We start from the raw sequence: 17,681 nt of genomic DNA, 5'->3' as shown, positions 1-17,681 counted from the left end.
CATGGAGGCACCGAATGAGCATTCTGGTTTCAATGGCGGCGTTCGCGCTCGCGTCGTCGATCACGCCCGGCCCGGTCAACATCGTCGCGCTCAGCGCCGGCGCGCGCTACGGCCTCGGCGCGAGCCTCCGGTACGCGGCCGGCGCGACGCTCGGCTTCGTCGCGCTGTTCCTGCTGATCGGGCTCGGCCTGCACGCGGCGCTCGTGCGCTGGCCGGTGCTGACGGCCGCGACGCAATGGGCGGGCATCGCGTTCCTGCTGTACATGGCGCTGCGCCTCGCGCTCGACAGCGGCCAGCTGTCGCCCGATGCGCGGGTCGCGGGCCCGTCGGCAGCCGCCGGCGCGGCGATGCAATGGCTGAACCCGAAGGCATGGCTCGCGTGCGTGGCCGCGATGGGCGCGTACGCGGCCGACGGCGACCGCGCGCTGGTCTGGCAATTCGCCGCGCTGTACCTGGTGATCTGTTTCGCGTCGATCGCGTGCTGGTCGTACGCGGGCGCGTCGCTGCAGCACCGGCTCGCGAACGCGCGCCGGATGCGTGCGTTCAACCGGCTGATGGCGCTGCTGCTGGCCGGCAGCGCGCTCTACCTGCTCGATGCGTGACGCGCCGCCGGGCGGCAGGCGCGCTCAGCACGCCGCGCCGCGATACTGCCCCGGCGTCGCGGCCGCGATCCGCCGGAACGCGCGCTGGAAATGCGCCTGGTCGGCGAAGCCCGCATCGAGCGCGACGTCCGCGATCGGCCGCCCGCGGCGCAGCTCGGCGCGGCCGTACTGCACGCGGCGGTCGATCAGGAACGCATGCGGCGTCATCCCGTAGCGCGCGTTGAAGGCGCGGATCAGGTACGACGGCGACAAGTCGGCCGCCGCGCAGATCGCGTCGAGCGTGACCGCCTGACGGCAGTGCGCGGCGATGTAGTCGGCCGCGCGCGCGAGCTTCGCATTGTCGGCCGCACACCGCGCGCGCGGCGCCGCCGGATCGAGCGCGTCGTGCAGATGCGTGAAGAAGTCGACCGCCGCGCTCTCCTTGCCGAGCGGCTCGCCGCCGCGCGCGACCAGTGTGCGGTAGAAGCCGCCAAACTGCGCGAACAGGTCGCGCCGATCCGTCAACGTCTGCGAAAAACCGTGAAAATCCGCGTTCGGGCTACGGCCGAGCGTGTGCTGCAGCCGCGCGAGCCACGCCACCTCGACATACACCATCCGGTAGGCCCACGCATCGGGCCCGTACGGGTTGCACGCGTGCACCTGCGCGGGGTCGATGATCACGAGCGCGCCCTGCCCGATCCGCTGCTGCGTGGCGCCGTTCAGGTAGGTGCTGGTGCCGCCGACCACCGCGCCGAGCGAGAACGTGTCGTGCGTATGCTTCGCGTAGCAGATCGTGCGCCCGTCGTCGACGGTGCGCGCCTCGATGAACGGCAGCGCGGCGTCGCGCCAGAACGGCGACGGCATGGCGGGTTTGACGGAACGGCTCACGCGACGGGCTCCCGGGGGGAAATGCGGCAAACGCATACCGTACAAGAGCGCGCGGCCCGAAGCAACTGAACTGAACTAAGCTGAGCTGCCGCGCTGGCGATTCGCGCGGATTCGCCTAAGCTTGGAATTCCGGCCGCCGCGTCCGTCCGGCGGCTCCCGTCCAACCACCGCTGCTCACACGTATGCACATCGATCTGAATGGGAAGACCGCGGTCGTGACCGCCTCCACCGCCGGCATCGGGCTGGCGATTGCCGAAGGGCTCGCGCGCGCCGGCGCGCGCATCGTCGTCAACGGGCGCAGCGAAGCGTCGGTGCAGTCCGCGCTCGCACACCTGCGCACCGCCGCGCCGGACGCGGCCGTCGAGGGCATCGCCGCGGACCTGTCGGACGCCGACGGCGTGGCCCGCATCACGCGCGCGGCGCCGCAGGCCGACATCCTCGTCAACAACGCGGGCGTCTACGGGCTGAAGCAGTTCTTCGACATCGACGATGCCGAATGGGCGCACTACTTCCAGATGAACGTGATGTCCGGCGTGCGGCTCTCGCGGCATTACATGCGGGGCATGCTCGAACGCAACTGGGGGCGCGTCGTGTTCATCTCGTCGGAATCGGGCCTGAACATTCCGGTCGACATGATCCATTACGGCTTCACGAAAACCGCGCAGCTATCGATCGCGCGCGGGCTCGCGAAGCTCGCGGCCGGCAGCCGGGTGACCGTCAATTCGGTGCTGCCGGGGCCGACGCTGTCGGAGGGCGTGCGCACGCTGCTGAAGAAAAGCGCCGACGAATCCGGCCGCAGCATCGACGAGGTCGCGGTGGATTTCGTGCGCACCCATCGCGCGAGCTCGATCATCCAGCGGCCGGCGACGCCGGCGGAGGTGGCGAACCTGGTGGTGTACGTGTGCTCGCCGCAGGCATCGGCGACGACGGGCGCCGCGTTGCGCGTGGACGGCGGCGTGGTCGATACGATCGCCTAGCGGCGACGGCGCGGCCCGCTATCGCTTGCCGACCTTCTGCGTCTGCAGCAGCCCCTTGCGGTCCGCGTCGATGCAGGTCTCGAAGCCGTGACGCGTGACGGCGCCCGCCGGGTCGAACACGACGAAGTACGGCCGATGCTGGTCGCCGTGGTCGAGCTGGTAGTTGTAGCAGACACCGCTGCCGTTGCGGACCATCCATACGCTGCGCGGGTTGCCGCCCGCGCGGACAATGTCGGCGCGCGTCGCGCCGCGCGCGGCGGCCGCCTTCGGCACCGGCAGGCGCGAATACGAAAAGGGCATCATCCAGTCGAACCACGCGCAACCGCTCATCATCAGGCAGCTCGCCACCAGGGACAGCGCCGCCGCGGGCCGGGACATCGGGATCAATCGCATGCTGGGGTAGATCTGCTGCGCCGGGCAGCCGCGTTGAAAAGCCCCCATGCTACTCGACCTCCGGGGCCGGATCGAAAAGATTTGTAGAGCGCCGTGCAAGAATCCGCGTCCATTCAGGCTTCCCGCTTGTGAAAAACGTGAAGAAACCTTTCGGGAACCCCTTGGGCGCGGCCGCCGTCATGCGACCCACTCGGTCCACAGCATCGTCAGCACCGTCATCAGCGCGGGGCCGATGAACAGCCCGAGCAGGCCGAACGTCTCGGCGCCGCCGAGGATGCCGAACAGCACGAGCAGGAACGGCAGCCGCGCGGCGCTGCCGATCAGCACTGGCCGCACGAAGTGCTCGGCGACGAACACGACGACGAAGCCGGTCACGGCGACCGCCACCGCCCACGCGGTCGCGCCCTGCACGAACAGCCACAGCGCCGCGCCGCAGAACACGACCGGCGCGCAGAACGGCAGCATCGCGGCGATCGCCGTGACGAGCCCGAGCAGCGCCGCGTGCGGCACGCCCGCGAGCACATAGGCGACGCCGAGCAGCGCGCCTTCGCCGAGCCCGACGACGACGAGGCCCGTCACCGTGCCGTGCACGGCGGCCGCCATCCGCTCGATCAGCTGCGCGCCGTTGCGGCCGAACGCCCGCTGCGCGCCTTGCAGCAATGCGCCCGACAGCTTGTGGCCCGCGCGCAGGATCACGAACAGCGTGACCAGCATGAAGCCGAATTCGAGCACCGCGCGCGCGAGCTTCGAGCCGAACTGCCGCCCGACCGCGAGGAAGGTTTCGCCGTTGACGCCCTTCATCGCGGCCGACGCATGCAGCGGATGGCCGAGATGCGCCTGCCACCATGCGCTGGCCTGCGCCGCGCCGAACGGCAGCCGGCCGACGACGTCGGGCACCGGAATGCCGTTGTCCTGGATCGTGCGCAGCCACTCGCGCAGGTCGTGCGCCTGCCCGATCGCCTGGATCAGCGCGATCGCGACCGGCAGCACGACGAGCAGCGACACCGCGGCCGTCATCACGGTCGCGACGATGGTCGGCCGCTCGCGGAACAGCCGGTGCGACTCGAAGCGCTTCAGCAGCGGCCATAGCGCGATCGCGATCACGCAGGCCCACGCAATCGCTGGAATGAACGCGCGGATCACCCACAGCGCGAGCGCCAGCAGTCCGGCATACAGCAGCGCGCGGGCGATCTGCTGCGCGCTTGGCCGCATGGTGGAATCGGATGACGGCGGAACGTTTGCACCCATGGCCCCTCTGCCCGGTCGTTGAAAGAAAAATGGCGGTTCGGCAGGCCGAAGCCTGCGCGAACCGCCATTCTATCGGGGCCGGGATGCGATCCGGCGGGCCGGCCGCGCCGCGTTCGTGCGGCGGGCCGGCCGGCGTTCGCGTCAGGCCGCCTTCGCGGCGACCTTGTAGCGCTCGAGCCAGTGCGCGTACGACGCGGGCAGCGTCCACGACGGCCGTTCGACGCCGAGCTGCTTCGCCGCGTAGTACGGCCAGTGCGGATCGGCCAGATGCGCGCGGCCGACCATCACCAGGTCGAGCTGCTGGTCGGCGACGACGCGCTCGGCGAGCTGCGGCGTGTCGATGCCCCATGCGGACGCCACCGGCAGCCCCGCCTCGCGGCGCACGCGCTCGGCCACCGGCGCGAGAAACGCCGGGCCCCACGGAATCTGCGCGTCGGGCGTCGAGAAGCCGACCGACACGCTCAGCATGTCGAGCCCTTCGGCCTTCAGGCGCTGCGTGAGCGCGATCGATTCGGCGAGCGTCTCGTCGTCGCGGCCGTCGTATTCGATCACACCGAAGCGCGCCGTGAGCGGCAGGTGCTCGGGCCACACCTTGCGGACCGCCGCGAGCGTCTCGACGAGGAAGCGGCCGCGATTCTCGGCCGAGCCGCCGTATTCGTCGTCACGCTGGTTCGCGTGCACCGAGAAGAAGCTCTGGCCGAGATAGCCGTGCGCGAAATGCAGTTCGAGCCATTCGAAGCCGATGTCGCGCGCACGCTTGGCCGCCGCGACGAAATCGGCCTGCACGCGGGCGATGTCGTCGCGCGTCATCGCGCGCGGCACCTTCGGCAGGTGCGCGCCGAACGGCACCGCCGACGGCGCGATCGTCTGCCAGCCGCGCGGGTCGCCGTCGGCGATGTGGTCGTCGCCTTCCCACGGCCGGTTCGCGCTCGCCTTGCGGCCCGCGTGCGCGAGCTGGATGCCAGGCACCGCGCCGGCCGCCTTGATCGCGGCGACCGACGGCGCGAACGCGGCGGCCTGCGCATCGTTCCACAACCCGGTGCAGCCGGGCGTGATGCGGCCTTCCGGCGACACGGCGGTCGCCTCGGCGATCACGAGGCCCGCGCCGCCGCGCGCGATGCCGGCGAGGTGCACGTGATGCCAGTCGTTGGCGACGCCGTCTTCGGCGACGTACTGGCACATCGGCGGCACCGCGATGCGGTTGCGCAGCGTGACATCCTTCAGTTTGAACGGTTCGAACAAGGCAGACATCCACGACTCCTTTGGTTGGTTCTGCAAAGCAAAGCGACAACTCGGCCCGCCGCGCACGCGGCGCGGTGGAACGATTCGATGCGCCCGCCGGCGCGAACCGGCGGACGGGTGACAGGGCGGCGCCGGCGCGACCGGCGCCGCGCGGCGGTTACGCGCGCTTGAGGATCCCGAGCAGCGCGTCGGCCGCCGGCGCCGACGACGCCGGGTTCTGGCCGGTGATCAGCAGCCCGTCGGCCACGACGTACGGCGCCCAGTCGGGGCCGTGCTCGAAGCGCGCGCCGTTGGTCTCGAGCATGTCCTGCACGAGGAACGGCACGACTTCGGTCAGCCCGACGGCGGCTTCCTCGCTGTTCGTGAAGCCCGTCACGCGCTTGCCGCGCACGACCGATTCGGCCGTCCGCGGGTCCTTCACGTGGCGCAGCACGCCCGGCGCATGGCACACGAGCGCGACCGGCTTGCCGGCGCCGAGCGTGCGCTCGATCAGCGAGATCGAGTGCAGATCCTCGGCGAGATCCCACAGCGGGCCATGGCCGCCGGGGTAGAACACGGCGTCGTAGTGGTCGGGCGACACGTCGGCGAGCTTGCCCGTGGCGGCGAGCTGCGCCTTCGCGGCAGGGTCCGCGTCGAAACGGCGGGTGGCGTCGGTCTGCGCGGACGGATCGCTGCTCTTCGGGTCGAGCGGCGGCTGGCCGCCGTTCGGCGATACGAGCGTCAGTTCGGCGCCCGCGTCCTTGAACGCGTAGTACGGGGCGGCCAGCTCCTCGAGCCAGAAGCCGGTCTTCCTGCCGGTATCGCCGAGGGTGTCGTGCGAAGTCAGGACAACCAGAATCTTCATGATCGGTTACTCCTCAGAAAGGGTTGAAACGGGGCCGTGCGGCGCCCGGCCCGGTTCAGAGGCTCGCTTCGAGCACGCGGCGGCCGACGTCGAGCGTCACGTCGCCGTGCTCGCCGAGCGCCGTCATCCCGTGCGCGTCGAGCTGCGCGACGAGCCCGTCGATCGCGTCCGCGCCGATCCCGTAGTCGGCCAGGCGCGTCTTCACGTCGAGACTGTCGAAAAACGCACGGGTTCGCTCGATCGCCGCGTCGATGCGCGCGTCGTCGCTGCCGCCGGTCAGGCCCCAGACGCGCGCGGCGTACTGCAGCAGCTTGTCGCGCTTCGCGTCGCGGCGCACCGCCAGCATCGACGGCAGCACGATCGCCAGCGTGCGCGCATGGTCGATGTCGTAGCGGGCGGTCAGTTCGTGCCCGACCATGTGCGTCGCCCAGTCCTGCGGCACGCCGACGCCGATCAGGCCGTTCAGCGCGAGCGTCGCGACCCACATCAGGTTCGCGCGCACCGTGTAATCGTGCGGCTGAGCAAGCGCCTTCGGGCCGATTTCGATCAAGGTTTGCAGCAGCCCTTCGGCGAAGCGGTCCTGCGCGAGACCGCCGGCCGGATACGTCAGATATTGCTCCACGACGTGCACGAATGCATCCACGATTCCGTTCGCGATCTGGCGCGGCGGCAGCGTGTAGGTCTTCACCGGGTCGAGCACCGAAAAACGCGGGAACGTGTGCGGGCTGCGAAACGCGAGCTTCGCGCCGAGCGCCTTGCGGGTGATCACGCCGCCGTTGTTCATCTCCGAGCCCGTCGCGGGCAGCGTCAGCACGCTGCCGAGCGGCAGCGCGTCGCGCACGTCCGCGCCGTGCGTCTCGAGAATCCGCCACGGCTCGCCGTCGTAGCGCGCCGCCGCCGCGACGAACTTGGTGCCGTCGATCACCGAGCCGCCGCCCACCGCCAGCAGGAAGTCGAGGCGGTCGCGGCGCACCAGCGCCACGGCCTCCATCAGCGTCTCGTACGACGGGTTCGGCTCGATGCCGCCGAACGACGCGACGTGGCGGCCCGTGAGCGCGGCGCGCACCTCGCCGAGCGTGCCGTTCTTCTCCGCGCTCGCGCCGCCGTAGAGCACCAGCACGCGCGCGTCGGCCGGCACGAGGTCGGCGAGGCGGGCGATCGTGCCGTCGCCGAATACGATGCGGGTCGGGTTCGCGTAGTCGAAATTCTGCATGCCATCCTCAATCTAATAGACCAGTCGTCTAGTTAGCGGCGATAAAAAAACGCGACGATGTCGCGCATTGCGCCAACCGACCGAGCGCCATGATGGCCCGGCCGGCAGCCTGCCGACCGTCGCCGTAGCGCTCATGGGATGCGATGATAGACGGTTATTAGACCAGTCGTCTAGCGATCGGGATTCGACCTTACGGTCGACGTGGATTTCGTCTCACGATTGCGGGCGGCCGGGCGACCGGCGCGGGCCACACCGCCCCGCGTCCGCCGTCGCGCCCCGTCACCCGCGCGCCGGCCCGTCGGTATCGCCCGCTTCGATCACCGGCATTTCCAGCCGCTCGCCGCGCACGCCGCCGTCGATCATGCCGAGCATCAGCTCCGCGATCGAGCGCCCGGACGCGTGCCCGGTCGGCTGCGCGATCGCGGTCACGCGATGCGGATGCGCGATATCCGCGGGCACCCCGTCGTAGACGATCAGCGACAGGTCCTCGCCCAGGCGCCGCCCGCTGGCGGCGATCGCGCGAAACGCGCCGCCGCCAGCGATGTTGTTGTCGACGAGCACCGCGCTCGGCGGCGCGGGCTGCGCGAGCAACGTCTGGGCCGCCTGCAGCCCGCCGTCGCGCGTGAACGGGCACTCGACCAGTAAGGCCGGATCGGGCGCGATGCCGGCCTCGCGCAGCGCCGCTTCGAAACCGGCGCGCCGCTGCGCGGCGAAGTTCAGCGTGAGCGGCGCGCTGATCATCGCGATGCGCCGGTGGCCGAACCCGATCAGCCGCTGCACGGCCGCCTTCGCGCCGGCCTCGTTGTCGAAGTCGAACCACGCGTACGGCTCGGCCTGCCGGGTGCGCCCGTAGGCGACATACGGAAACCCCCGCGATTGCAGGAACGCGATGCGCGGATCGTCGACCAGCGTGCGCGCGACGATCAGCCCGTCGACCAGCTTGCCGTCGACCAGCCGCCGGTAGCTGTCCAGCTCGGCGTTCGGCCGCGCCGACACGATGATGAAATCCAGGTTGCGCTCGGCCAGCCGCTCGGTGATCCCCGCCACGACTTCGCCGAAGCGCGGATCCCCGAGATCGCCGGCGCCGAACGGATAGACGATCCCGATCGCGTCCGCGCGGCCGGTCGCGAGACGGCGCGCGGTCGGATCCGCGACGTAGCCCATCTCGCGCGCCGCCCGCATCACCCGCTCGCGGGTCGCCTCGCTCACGTCGTCATAGCCGTTCAGCGCACGGCTGACCGTCGTGCGCGACAGCCCGAGCGCATCCGATAGCGCCTTCAGATTCACCTTCACCGTCATTCCTCGCAGTCTGGTGCCGCCCGACCGAACCGGTCTTTCCGGGCAATTATTTCCACCTGGTAAGCATTACCGTCAAATAAATATCTTTTGACGTCCAAACCGGTTTGAAATAGCATCCAAACCGGTTTGGACATCGATGCCACCCTCAGACGTTCCCGTTCACCCCATTTCGAGACAACGCCGAGATGACATACTTTCCCCTTTTCCGTTCGCTCCCGTGCAAACGTTTGCTGCTCGCTGGCGGCGCACTGGCCGCCTTCGCGGCCGGCACGACCGCGGCGCACGCGCAGGCCGCCGGCGCCCCCGCGCCCACGCCGCATACGCAGCAGGCCTACGACCCCGAAGGCAATTTCACGATGCGCTGGACGCGCGCCGACATCCGCCAGATCGTCGCGCAGTCGCACACGCCCGGCGCCGACCGGAATTCGCTGCCGCAGGCCCTGTCGATGCCGAACATCCCGCAGGACTTCCCGCTGATCAACCCGGACGTGTGGGTGTGGGACACGTGGCCGCTCGCCGACCTGCGCGCGAACCAGCTCAGCTACAAGGGCTGGGAGGTGATCTTCTCGCTCACCGCCGATCCGCATGCCGGCTATACGTTCGACGACCGCCACGTGCATGCGCGGATCGGCTTCTTCTACCGCCGCGCGGGCATCCCGGCGGCGCAGCGGCCGGCCAACGGCGGCTGGACCTGGGGCGGCCACCTGTTCCCGGACGGCGCGAGCGCCAAGGTGTTCGGCACCGCGCCGATGACCAACAACGCCGAATGGTCGGGCTCGGCGCGCCTCACGAACGGCGGCAACGTGAGCCTCTACTACACCGCGACGTCGTTCAACCGCTCGGCGCCCGGCGGCGCCGACATCACGCCGCCGCAGGCGATCATCACGCGCGCCGACGGCCACATCCATGCCGACGACAAGCACGTGTGGTTCAGCGGCTTCGACGATCACAAGGCGCTGCTGCAGCCGGACGGCAACTATTACCAGACGGGCCAGCAGAACACCTACTTCTCGTTCCGCGATCCGTTCGTGTTCACCGATCCGGCGCACCCGGGCAAGACCTACATGGTGTTCGAGGGCAACACGGGCGGCCCGCGCGGCGCGCGCACCTGCACCGAAGCCGACCTCGGCTACGCGCCGAACGACCCGTACCGGGAAGACCTCAACGCGGTGATGAATTCGGGCGCAGTGTATCAAAAGGCCAATGTCGGCCTCGCGGTCGCGACGAACCCGCAGCTCACCGAATGGAAGTTCCTGCCGCCGATCCTGTCGGCGAACTGCGTGGACGACCAGACCGAGCGCCCGCAGATCTACCTGAAGGACGGCAAGTACTACCTGTTCACGATCAGCCACCGCACGACGATGGCGGCGGGCGTCGACGGCCCGGACGGCGTGTACGGCTTCGTCGGCAACGGCATCCGCAGCGACTACCTGCCGCTGAACGGCGGCGGCGGCCTCGTGCTCGGCAACCCGACCGACTTCACGGCGCCGGCCGGCGCGCCGTACGCGCAGGATCCGAACCAGAACCCGCGCGAATTCCAGTCGTATTCGCACTTCGTGATGCCGGGCGGGCTCGTCGAGTCGTTCATCGACGCGATCGGCCCGCGCCGCGGCGGCACGCTCGCGCCGACGGTGAAGATCAACATCAACGGCACGTCGACGGCGGTGGACCGCCAGTACGGCCGCGGCGGGCTCGGCGGCTACGGCGACATCCCCGCGAACCTGCCCGCGCAGGGCCCCGGCCACTGACGGCGGCCGCGCGCGCATCGGGCGTGTCCCGTGCGCGCGTGCGTCACCCTTCGGTCAACCCGCGCGCCGCGCCCTCTCCGGATCGCGCGGCGCGCGCTTCCCCGCCTTCTTTCCGCTTCGCCCGCCGAAGCACGGCTGCACGCATGAAATTTCCGTCCGCAAGCTTTACGTTCCGCGCGGCGGCGCTGCTTCTGGCATGTGCCGCGAACGCGCACGCATCGGCCCCGCCGTGCCCCGCGCCCGCCGCCGACGGCACGCCGCAGTGGCGGCCCGCGCTCCATTACACGCCGCAGCGCCACTGGATGAACGATCCGAACGGCCTCGTCTACGAGAACGGCCGCTATCACCTGTTCTATCAGTTCAATCCGGCCGGCAACGACTGGGGCAACATGTCCTGGGGCCACGCGACCAGCACCGACCTCGTCCACTGGCGCGAGCAGCCGGTCGCGATGCGCGCGAACGCCACCGAGGAGATCTTCTCCGGCTCGATCGTCGCCGACACCCGCAACACGTCCGGCCTCGGCGCGCCGGGCCAGGCGCCGCTGGTCGCGCTGTATACGAGCGTCTACAAGGCCGGTTCAGGGCACGCGCCCGGCACGCAGGCGCAGTCGCTCGCGTACAGCCTCGACCACGGCGCGACCTGGCAGCCGTACGCGCACAACCCGGTGCTCACGCTCGATCCGGAATCGAAGCAATTCCGCGACCCGAAGGTGTCGTGGTACGCGCCGGGCGGCTACTGGCTGATGACGACCGTCGTCGCCGACGCGCAGGTCGTGAAGCTGTACCGCTCGAACGACCTGATCCACTGGGATTTCCTCAGCGACTTCACGCTGCCCGGCGTGCCGCATGCCGGCGCCCTGTGGGAGATGCCCGACCTCGTGCCGCTGCCGCTCGACGACGATCCGCGCCGGACCAAATGGGTGATGATCGTCAACGTCAATCCGTGGTCGATCGCGGGCGGCTCGGGTGCGATGGCCTTCGTCGGCACGTTCGACGGCCGCACCTTCACGCCCGACCGGGTCGCGCCGGCCGGCTCGGATCCCGCGCAATTCCAATGGGTCGATCACGGCGCCGATTTCTATGCGGCCGGCACGTTCTCGGGCGCGCCCGGCGCGCGGCCCGTCGCGATCGCGTGGATGAGCAACTGGGATTACGCGGCGCAAGCGCCCACCGCGCCGTGGCGCGGCGCGATGACGCTGCCGCGTGCGTTCGCGCTGAAGACGATCGACGGCGAACCGCGGCTCGTCGTCACGCCGGCGCCGGCGTTCACCGCGTGGGCCGACGGGCGGCCCGCGACGCATCTCGGCGACGTGGGCGTCGCGTCGGCGCTGCGCGAACTGCCGGCCGCGACGCGCGGCACGGTGCAGCGCATCACGCTGACGCTCGCGCCGCAAACCGCCGCGCGCGCGGGAATCGTCGTGCGGCGCTCGGCGGATGGCGCGATCGGCACGCGGATCGTCTACGACACCGCGCAGCGGACGCTGACGCTCGACCGCTCGGCATCGGGCGAGTCGGGTTTCTCGAACGCGTTCAGCCGGCAGCACATCGTGAACCTGCCGCTCGTCGACGGGCGCCTGCCGCTCGAGATCGTCGTCGATCGCGGCTCGGTCGAGGTGTTCGCCGGCCACGGCCGCGCCGCGATCACCGACCTCGTCTTCCCGCCGCGCGACGCCGACCGGATCGCGGTATTCGCCGAGCATGGCCGCGCGACGTTCGGCGGGCTGACGGTGACGCACCTCGCGGAGCCGGGCGGCGCCGGCCCCGCTTGCCGCGAACGCTAGCGTCGCGGGCCGGATCGCCCGCCGGGCGTGCGGCGCGCGGGGCGACAGCCCCCGCGCCGCCGTCCGCTCAAAGCAGCCCCATCCCGCCCGACGCGATGATTTCCGCGCCGACGATGAACGCGGACTCCGGCGCGCTCAGGTGCAGCACGGTCGACGCGATTTCCTCCGGCGTGCCGAACCGGCCGATCGGCACGAGGCCCTTGATCTTGTCGGCGGTCGCCTCGAGCGTCGCGGCGTCGAGCCCGAGCTTGCCGTACAGCGGCGTCTGCACGGGCCCCGGGCTGACGACGTTCACGCGCACGCCGTTCGGCAGCAGTTCCGTCGACAGCGTCTTCGCGAACGAATTCACCGCGGCCTTGCTCGCCGCGTAGAGCGACGAACCGGGCATCCCGATATGCGCATTGATCGAGCCGTTGATCACGATCGACGCGCCGCGGTTCAGCAGCGGCACGAGCGACTGGATCTGGAAATATGCGCCCTTCACGTTGGTATCGAAGACCTGGTCCCACAGCGCCTCGTCGATGTCCGCGAACGGTGCGAGCTTCGCCACGCCCGCGTTGACGAATACCGCGTCGAGCCGCGCGCCCGCGGCGGCGATCGCGCTCGCAAGCTCGCGCGCCGCCGCGACGCTGCCCGTTTCGTTGCGGATCGCGAGCGCGTCGCCGCCGAGCGTGCGCTGCGCCGCAGCGAGCGCGTCCGCATCGCGGCCCGTCATGATCACGCGCGCGCCTTCGGACGCGAATGCCTGTGCGGCCGCGAGGCCGATGCCGCTGGTGCCGCCCGTGACGAGCACTGTCTTGCCGGTGAAACGTTCCATGATGTTCTCCAGTGATTCCGGTGAATGACCGTGACTGCATGGTGCGCGTGAAGCCGCGCGCTGCCGTGCCGCGCGCGTGACGAACACGTTCGAAATCGTCGAACGTTCGCGGTACTCGCGGTACGTTACGGCAGCACGTCGATCCCGTCGAGCAGCCGCTGCGCGAGGCGCGGCTCGCGCAGCCGGTCGAGCCACCATTGCAGCGCCCGGCCTTCGCGGTCGCCGTGCCACCCGACGTACAGGACATTCGGCTCGCGCGGATCGGCGGCCGGCATCTCGACCAGTTCGCCGCGCGCGAGCAGCGTCGCGGCGCGCCGCCGCGGCACCCAGCCGACGCCGAGCGCATCGCGCTGCGCGAGGATCTTCGCGCGCATCGACGGCACCGCCAGCACCGGCTGCCCGCCCAGCACGCCGTATACGCGGCCTGCCGCGCTGCGCGACGAATCCGCGACCACCACCGCGCGATGCGCGCCGATCGCGTCGCGCGTGAGCGGGCCGCGCGCCGCCGCGAGCGGATGGCGCGGCGACACCGCGAACACCCAGTCGAGCGCGCCCAGCTCGAACCACTTCAGCCCTGGAATCGCCGGCGGCTCGTTGGTCGCGCCGACGATCAGGTCGGCGCGGCCGTCGCGCAGCGCTTCCCAGGTGCCGCCGAGCACCTCGTGCGTGAAGCGCAGCGACACCCCCGATTCGAGCGCGTCGAACGCGCGGATCACCGGCATCATCGAGTCGAATTCGAGCAGCTCGTCGCTGACGATCCACAGCCGGTCCTCCCAGCCGTTCGCGATCTGCCGCACCCGCTGCGTGAGCCGCGCGACGTCCAGCATCAGGCGCGCGGCCTCGTCGGCCAGCAACTGGCCGGCCGGCGTGAGCTGCAGCCGGTAGCGGCGCCGGTCGAACAGCAGCGCGTCAAACCGCGCCTCGAGCTGGCGCGCCGCGTGCGACACCGTCGACGGCGCCTTGCCGAGGCGCGCCGCCGCGCGCGACAGGCTGCCGGTCGCGCGAATCGCATCGAGCAGCGCGAGTTCTTCTTCTGACAACATGGCCACGCTCCGGGTCCGGGAATTGACGTGCATCGTAAGGCCGCCGGGCGCGGCGGTTCAACCCCGGCGCGGCGATTCACGCGTCATACTCGCGGTATGCCGATTCCGGCGAAATCCCCAAACCCGAGGTAACCACCGCGATGGACATCGCGATCCACATCGAAGGCCGTCACGACCTGACGGGGCAAATCTTCCGCCAGCTGCGCACCGCGATCGTCGACGGGCGCCTTGCGGGCGGCGCGCGGCTGCCGTCCACCCGCGATCTCGCCACGCAGCTCGGCGTGTCGCGCAAGACGACGCTCGACGCGTTCGAGCAGCTCGTCGCCGAAGGCTACCTGTGGACGCGGCGCGGCGACGGCACGTTCGTCGCCGACGGCCTCGCGCGCGTGCCGCACGGGCCGGCGGCGGCGACGCCGGCGATCGCCGCGGAAGCCCGCCCCGCCGATGCGCCGGACATCCGCACCGTGTGGACCGACCTGCCCGACGCGCTGGCCATGCCGGAACCGCTGCCCGGAGCCGGCTTCGACTTCCGCGGCGGCGTGACCGACAAGACGCTGTTCCCGTTCGACGCGTGGCGCCGCTGCCTGCATCACGCGCTGCGCCTGCAGGCGCGCGGCCCCGGCCAGTATCACGACCCGGCCGGCGACCAGCAGCTGCGGCTCGCGATCGCGCGCTACGTCGCGTTCAGCCGCGCGGTTGCCTGCAACTGGCAGGACGTGATCGTCACGCAAGGCGCGCAGCAGGCGCTCGACGTGCTCGCGCGCGTCGTCGTGCGGCCCGGCGACGTGGTCGCGGTGGAAGATCCCGGCTACCCGCCGGCGCGCGCCGCGTTCGCATCGCTCGGCGCGACGGTGGCCAGCGTGCCGGTGGACGCGCACGGGCTCGTCGTCGACCGGCTGCCCGACGACGCGCGGCTCGTCTACGTGACGCCGTCGCACCAGTTCCCGCTCGGCATGCCGATGAGCCTCGAGCGGCGCGTAGCGCTGCTCGAATGGGCGCAGCGGCGGCGCGCGGTCGTGATCGAGGACGACTACGACGGCGAATTCCGCTTCGAGGGCCGGCCGATGGAATCGCTGAAGAGCCTCGACCGCGCGGGCCTCGTCGCGTACGTCGGCACGTTCTCGAAGACGATCTTCCCCGAGCTGCGGATCGGCTACGCGATCCCGCCCCGCGCGCTGCACGCCGCGCTCGCGAAGGCGAAGCAGGTGGTCGACTGGCACAGCTGCACGCTGACGCAGGCCGCGCTCGCGCGCTTCATGCTCGACGGCGATTTCGCACGGCACCTGCGCCGCGTGCAGAAGCACTACGACGCGCGCCGCAAGGTGCTGCTCGCGCACCTGCGCGGCGGCCTCGCGCCGTGGCTCGACGCGATCGTGCCGGTGGCGGGAATCCACCTCGCCGCACGCCTCAGGCCGGGCCTCGACGAGGCCGCGCTGGTCGACGCGGCGCGCGCGCACGACCTCGGGCTGTACGGCATCTCGGCCTTCCATGTCGACGTGCCGCGCGAGGCGGGCTTGCTGTTCGGCTATGGCGGCATCGACGCGACGCGCATCGATACGGCGCTCGCCCGGCTCGCCGCGCTGCTGCGGGCGGGTGTCTGACGCCGCGCCACTGGTTACCTCGATATACCTGAAATTGGTCATTCCGGAAGGCCAGCGCGGTCGTTAATCTGGGTCCTGTCGCGCCACCGTGCGCATCAACCGAACGAGGACCTGCCATGCAACCGCGCCTGAACTTCTATACCGCCAGCCCGAACGCGATCAAGGCGATGCGCGCCGCCGAGGAATTCCTGGCCAAAAGCGCAATCGAGAAGCCGCTCGCCGAACTCGTGCGCCTGCGCGCATCGCAGATCAACGGCTGCGCATTCTGCGTCGACATGCACACCACCGACGCGCGCAAGGGCGGCGAAACCGAGCGCCGTCTCGCGACCGTCGTCGTGTGGCGCGAAACGCCGTTCTTTACCGATCGCGAGCGCGCGGCGCTGGAATGGACCGAAGCGCTGACGCTGGTCGCGGACAACCACGTGCCGGACGCCGTCTGGGAAGCCGTGAAGGCGCATTTCAGCGACGAAGAGCTGTTCGACCTGTCGATGCTCATCGCGACGATCAATTCGTGGAATCGCTTCGCGATCGCGTTCCGCAAGATGCCCGAGTGAGGAGGCGGCGATGACCCGCAGCATGTATCTGCGCGTCGCCGCCGCGTGCGTCGCGCTCGCGCTGGGCGTTGTCACAACGGCCGCGCATGCGCACGACGGCGACGCACGCAGCGACAACGTCCGGCCGGTCATGAAGCGGGCCGTGCCGGAAGCGCCCGGCAAGCTGGCGGTGGTCGCGACCGTCGACTATGCGCCCGGCCAGGCGTCCGAGCCGCATCGGCATCTCGGCTCGGTGTTTGCGGTCGTGTCGAAGGGCGAGGTGCTGTCGCATGTCAACGACGGCCCGCTGCGCCGCTATCGCGCAGGCGAAGGCTGGTACGAGCCGCCCGGCTCGCGGCACCTCGTGTCGCGCAACGGGAGCGCTACCGCGCCGGCACAGATCGTCGTGTTCGGGCTGACGGGCGAGCACGATCCGCTGAAGTCGCCGCTGGAACACTAGCGGCCCTGCGCGGAGCCGGTGGCCGGGGCGGCCAGCCGGTCCGCCGCTTCAGAAGGTCGTGCCGCCGACCGTCGCCGAGTCCAGTTCGCGCGTCACGACCTGCCCCCCGCCGTTGCTGGCGACCGACTTGACCAGGCCGACGCCCGGGGCCAGCCAGTCGTCGGCGATCGTCGTGCTCGTCATCGCCGGACCGGTCAGCTTCTCCGTCGCGTGATAGTGGCAGGCGTTGTTGAAGACCTTGCCGTTCTTGAGGGTCACCGATTCACGCGCGACGTATGCACGGTCGATCGACACGCTCGTCGAGGCCCCGGCGGCCGGCGCGACCGGCGTATCCACGTAATTCGCCGATTCGCTCCCCGAGAGCCCGATCGTCTCCGCATACGGCGGTGAATTCACGTCCCGCAGCACCAGCGCGCCTGCACTGACGACCTCCCCGCCGTAGTACGTGCGCGCGCCGTTGCCGACCAGATAGTAGCGATTGGTCTGGATCGGCGAGCCGGGCGTGGTTTCGGCCTGCTGCGTCAGCGAGACGCCCTGGAATGTCGCCGGCGCGTAAGTCCGCGTGTAGATGCCGTTGTCGACGATCTGACCTTGCGGCGACGCCTGCAGATAGACGTGCAGCTTCACGGTATCGCCCGGCTGATAGACCGGATCGCATTCGAGATTCGATGTCGGCGTCGGGCTCGCGCTGCCGGTCGCCGCGGCCGGAGCAGGCGAATCGTCGCCGCCTCCGCAGCTCGCCAGAATCATGGCGGCAAAAACCGCCAGCGGCCACCCTGTCGTGTGCTTTGTCGTCATTTTTCCCTCGGAAGGCAATGCTGTTCTTGCGCTCGGACGGCGCTTGGCTGTTGCGAGCCAATGATATGGCGATGCGTCCGGCTTGAAGGTGTCGATGCGTCTCGATCTGGTGGCCGTCCGTCTCCTCGGATACAAGCATTCGCCCTCCCCGCGTTTCTATAGCTGCTCCCTTCATTTCCGCATCGCGGCGCCCCGCACCATGCGGCCTTCGGCCC

Annotated in this window: 17 protein-coding genes; 7 read left to right on the top strand and 10 right to left on the bottom strand. The window is 70.4% G+C overall.

Annotation, left to right across the window (positions count from 1 at the left end; translation table 11 throughout):
• Positions 1–14 precede the first annotated feature (14 nt).
• Complete coding sequence (locus HWY45_RS32260; protein ID WP_059807832.1) at positions 15–602, top strand: LysE family translocator; 588 nt, start codon at positions 15–17, stop codon at positions 600–602.
• A gap of 24 nt (positions 603–626) precedes the next feature.
• Here the strand turns inward: HWY45_RS32260 and HWY45_RS32255 are convergent, their stop codons facing one another.
• Positions 627–1,445 carry an AraC family transcriptional regulator gene (locus tag HWY45_RS32255; protein ID WP_059883659.1) on the bottom strand — a complete coding sequence of 273 codons (819 nt, stop codon included), beginning with the start codon at positions 1,443–1,445 and terminating at the stop codon, positions 627–629.
• 206 nt (positions 1,446–1,651) lie between these two features.
• Here HWY45_RS32255 and HWY45_RS32250 point away from each other — a divergent pair, with 206 nt between their 5' ends.
• A complete protein-coding gene (locus HWY45_RS32250) occupies positions 1,652–2,446 on the top strand; it encodes an SDR family NAD(P)-dependent oxidoreductase (protein ID WP_059807838.1) in 795 nt (264 codons plus the stop codon).
• An 18-nt stretch (positions 2,447–2,464) separates the two neighbouring features.
• On the opposite strand, the gene HWY45_RS32245 is transcribed toward HWY45_RS32250, so the two are convergent.
• From HWY45_RS32245 to HWY45_RS32220, 6 genes are all read right to left on the bottom strand, one after another.
• Positions 2,465–2,839: a hypothetical protein gene (locus HWY45_RS32245; protein WP_081069837.1), complete on the bottom strand. Its 375-nt coding sequence runs from the start codon at positions 2,837–2,839 to the stop codon at positions 2,465–2,467.
• Positions 2,840–3,016: 177 nt separating this feature from the next.
• Positions 3,017–4,087, bottom strand: coding sequence for an AI-2E family transporter (locus HWY45_RS32240; RefSeq protein WP_059883660.1), 1,071 nt, complete (start codon positions 4,085–4,087; stop codon positions 3,017–3,019).
• A gap of 141 nt (positions 4,088–4,228) precedes the next feature.
• On the bottom strand, positions 4,229–5,338 hold the full coding sequence (locus HWY45_RS32235) for an NADH:flavin oxidoreductase/NADH oxidase (RefSeq protein WP_059807843.1): 1,110 nt from the start codon (positions 5,336–5,338) through the stop codon (positions 4,229–4,231).
• A 148-nt stretch (positions 5,339–5,486) separates the two neighbouring features.
• Positions 5,487–6,173, bottom strand: a complete 687-nt coding sequence (locus HWY45_RS32230; RefSeq protein WP_059561046.1) for a type 1 glutamine amidotransferase domain-containing protein — start codon at positions 6,171–6,173, stop codon at positions 5,487–5,489.
• Positions 6,174–6,228: 55 nt separating this feature from the next.
• Positions 6,229–7,386, bottom strand: a complete 1,158-nt coding sequence (locus tag HWY45_RS32225; RefSeq protein ID WP_059883661.1) for an iron-containing alcohol dehydrogenase — start codon at positions 7,384–7,386, stop codon at positions 6,229–6,231.
• A 279-nt stretch (positions 7,387–7,665) separates the two neighbouring features.
• Complete coding sequence (locus HWY45_RS32220) at positions 7,666–8,685, bottom strand: substrate-binding domain-containing protein (protein WP_059883662.1); 1,020 nt, start codon at positions 8,683–8,685, stop codon at positions 7,666–7,668.
• Positions 8,686–8,870: 185 nt separating this feature from the next.
• On the opposite strand from HWY45_RS32220, the gene HWY45_RS32215 reads away from it, so the two are divergent.
• Together HWY45_RS32215 and HWY45_RS32210 are read left to right on the top strand one after the other, a co-directional pair.
• Entirely contained in the window at positions 8,871–10,433 is a 1,563-nt protein-coding gene (locus tag HWY45_RS32215; protein WP_059883663.1) for a glycoside hydrolase family 68 protein, read from the top strand.
• Positions 10,434–10,576: 143 nt separating this feature from the next.
• On the top strand, positions 10,577–12,214 hold the full coding sequence (locus HWY45_RS32210; RefSeq protein ID WP_059883664.1) for a glycoside hydrolase family 32 protein: 1,638 nt from the start codon (positions 10,577–10,579) through the stop codon (positions 12,212–12,214).
• A 67-nt stretch (positions 12,215–12,281) separates the two neighbouring features.
• On the opposite strand, the gene HWY45_RS32205 is transcribed toward HWY45_RS32210, so the two are convergent.
• Positions 12,282–13,031, bottom strand: coding sequence for an SDR family oxidoreductase (locus tag HWY45_RS32205; RefSeq protein ID WP_059883665.1), 750 nt, complete (start codon positions 13,029–13,031; stop codon positions 12,282–12,284).
• A 125-nt stretch (positions 13,032–13,156) separates the two neighbouring features.
• Positions 13,157–14,074, bottom strand: a complete 918-nt coding sequence (locus HWY45_RS32200; protein WP_059807861.1) for a LysR family transcriptional regulator — start codon at positions 14,072–14,074, stop codon at positions 13,157–13,159.
• Positions 14,075–14,214: 140 nt separating this feature from the next.
• Between HWY45_RS32200 and pdxR the strand changes: the two genes are divergently transcribed.
• The 3 genes from pdxR to HWY45_RS32185 all read left to right on the top strand — a co-directional run bounded on the left by pdxR (position 14,215) and on the right by HWY45_RS32185 (position 16,668).
• On the top strand, positions 14,215–15,675 hold the full coding sequence (gene pdxR / locus HWY45_RS32195; RefSeq protein ID WP_059883666.1) for a MocR-like pyridoxine biosynthesis transcription factor PdxR: 1,461 nt from the start codon (positions 14,215–14,217) through the stop codon (positions 15,673–15,675).
• 116 nt (positions 15,676–15,791) lie between these two features.
• Complete coding sequence (locus tag HWY45_RS32190) at positions 15,792–16,229, top strand: carboxymuconolactone decarboxylase family protein (protein ID WP_059883667.1); 438 nt, start codon at positions 15,792–15,794, stop codon at positions 16,227–16,229.
• A gap of 10 nt (positions 16,230–16,239) precedes the next feature.
• Entirely contained in the window at positions 16,240–16,668 is a 429-nt protein-coding gene (locus HWY45_RS32185) for a cupin domain-containing protein (protein ID WP_059883668.1), read from the top strand.
• Positions 16,669–16,716: 48 nt separating this feature from the next.
• Here the strand turns inward: HWY45_RS32185 and HWY45_RS32180 are convergent, their stop codons facing one another.
• The gene (locus HWY45_RS32180) at positions 16,717–17,466 is read right to left on the bottom strand and encodes a hypothetical protein (protein ID WP_175038374.1); all 750 of its coding nucleotides are present in this window, start codon (positions 17,464–17,466) and stop codon (positions 16,717–16,719) included.
• Positions 17,467–17,681: the final 215 nt, after the last annotated feature.

This window comes from Burkholderia stagnalis (assembly GCF_902830275.1).
Taxonomy (GTDB): Bacteria; Pseudomonadota; Gammaproteobacteria; order Burkholderiales; family Burkholderiaceae; genus Burkholderia; species Burkholderia stagnalis.
Note: the sequence above shows the minus strand (reverse complement) of the source record. Positions and strands in the feature narration are given on the sequence as shown.

What these genes read in the sequence shown, in the direction of transcription:
- HWY45_RS32245 (WP_081069837.1), bottom strand. Translation starts at nt 2,839, where the DNA reads ATGCGATTGATCCCGATGTCCCGGCCCGCGGCGGCGCTGTCCCTGGTG.
- HWY45_RS32220 (WP_059883662.1), bottom strand. Translation starts at nt 8,685, where the DNA reads ATGACGGTGAAGGTGAATCTGAAGGCGCTATCGGATGCGCTCGGGCTG.
- HWY45_RS32205 (WP_059883665.1), bottom strand. Translation starts at nt 13,031, where the DNA reads ATGGAACGTTTCACCGGCAAGACAGTGCTCGTCACGGGCGGCACCAGC.
- HWY45_RS32185 (WP_059883668.1), top strand. Translation starts at nt 16,240, where the DNA reads ATGACCCGCAGCATGTATCTGCGCGTCGCCGCCGCGTGCGTCGCGCTC.
- HWY45_RS32250 (WP_059807838.1), top strand. Translation starts at nt 1,652, where the DNA reads ATGCACATCGATCTGAATGGGAAGACCGCGGTCGTGACCGCCTCCACC.
- HWY45_RS32230 (WP_059561046.1), bottom strand. Translation starts at nt 6,173, where the DNA reads ATGAAGATTCTGGTTGTCCTGACTTCGCACGACACCCTCGGCGATACC.
- HWY45_RS32255 (WP_059883659.1), bottom strand. Translation starts at nt 1,445, where the DNA reads ATGCCGTCGCCGTTCTGGCGCGACGCCGCGCTGCCGTTCATCGAGGCG.
- HWY45_RS32260 (WP_059807832.1), top strand. Translation starts at nt 15, where the DNA reads ATGAGCATTCTGGTTTCAATGGCGGCGTTCGCGCTCGCGTCGTCGATC.
- HWY45_RS32240 (WP_059883660.1), bottom strand. Translation starts at nt 4,087, where the DNA reads ATGGGTGCAAACGTTCCGCCGTCATCCGATTCCACCATGCGGCCAAGC.
- HWY45_RS32235 (WP_059807843.1), bottom strand. Translation starts at nt 5,338, where the DNA reads ATGTCTGCCTTGTTCGAACCGTTCAAACTGAAGGATGTCACGCTGCGC.
- HWY45_RS32210 (WP_059883664.1), top strand. Translation starts at nt 10,577, where the DNA reads ATGAAATTTCCGTCCGCAAGCTTTACGTTCCGCGCGGCGGCGCTGCTT.
- HWY45_RS32190 (WP_059883667.1), top strand. Translation starts at nt 15,792, where the DNA reads ATGCAACCGCGCCTGAACTTCTATACCGCCAGCCCGAACGCGATCAAG.
- pdxR (WP_059883666.1), top strand. Translation starts at nt 14,215, where the DNA reads ATGGACATCGCGATCCACATCGAAGGCCGTCACGACCTGACGGGGCAA.
- HWY45_RS32200 (WP_059807861.1), bottom strand. Translation starts at nt 14,074, where the DNA reads ATGTTGTCAGAAGAAGAACTCGCGCTGCTCGATGCGATTCGCGCGACC.
- HWY45_RS32215 (WP_059883663.1), top strand. Translation starts at nt 8,871, where the DNA reads ATGACATACTTTCCCCTTTTCCGTTCGCTCCCGTGCAAACGTTTGCTG.
- HWY45_RS32225 (WP_059883661.1), bottom strand. Translation starts at nt 7,386, where the DNA reads ATGCAGAATTTCGACTACGCGAACCCGACCCGCATCGTATTCGGCGAC.
- HWY45_RS32180 (WP_175038374.1), bottom strand. Translation starts at nt 17,466, where the DNA reads ATGACGACAAAGCACACGACAGGGTGGCCGCTGGCGGTTTTTGCCGCC.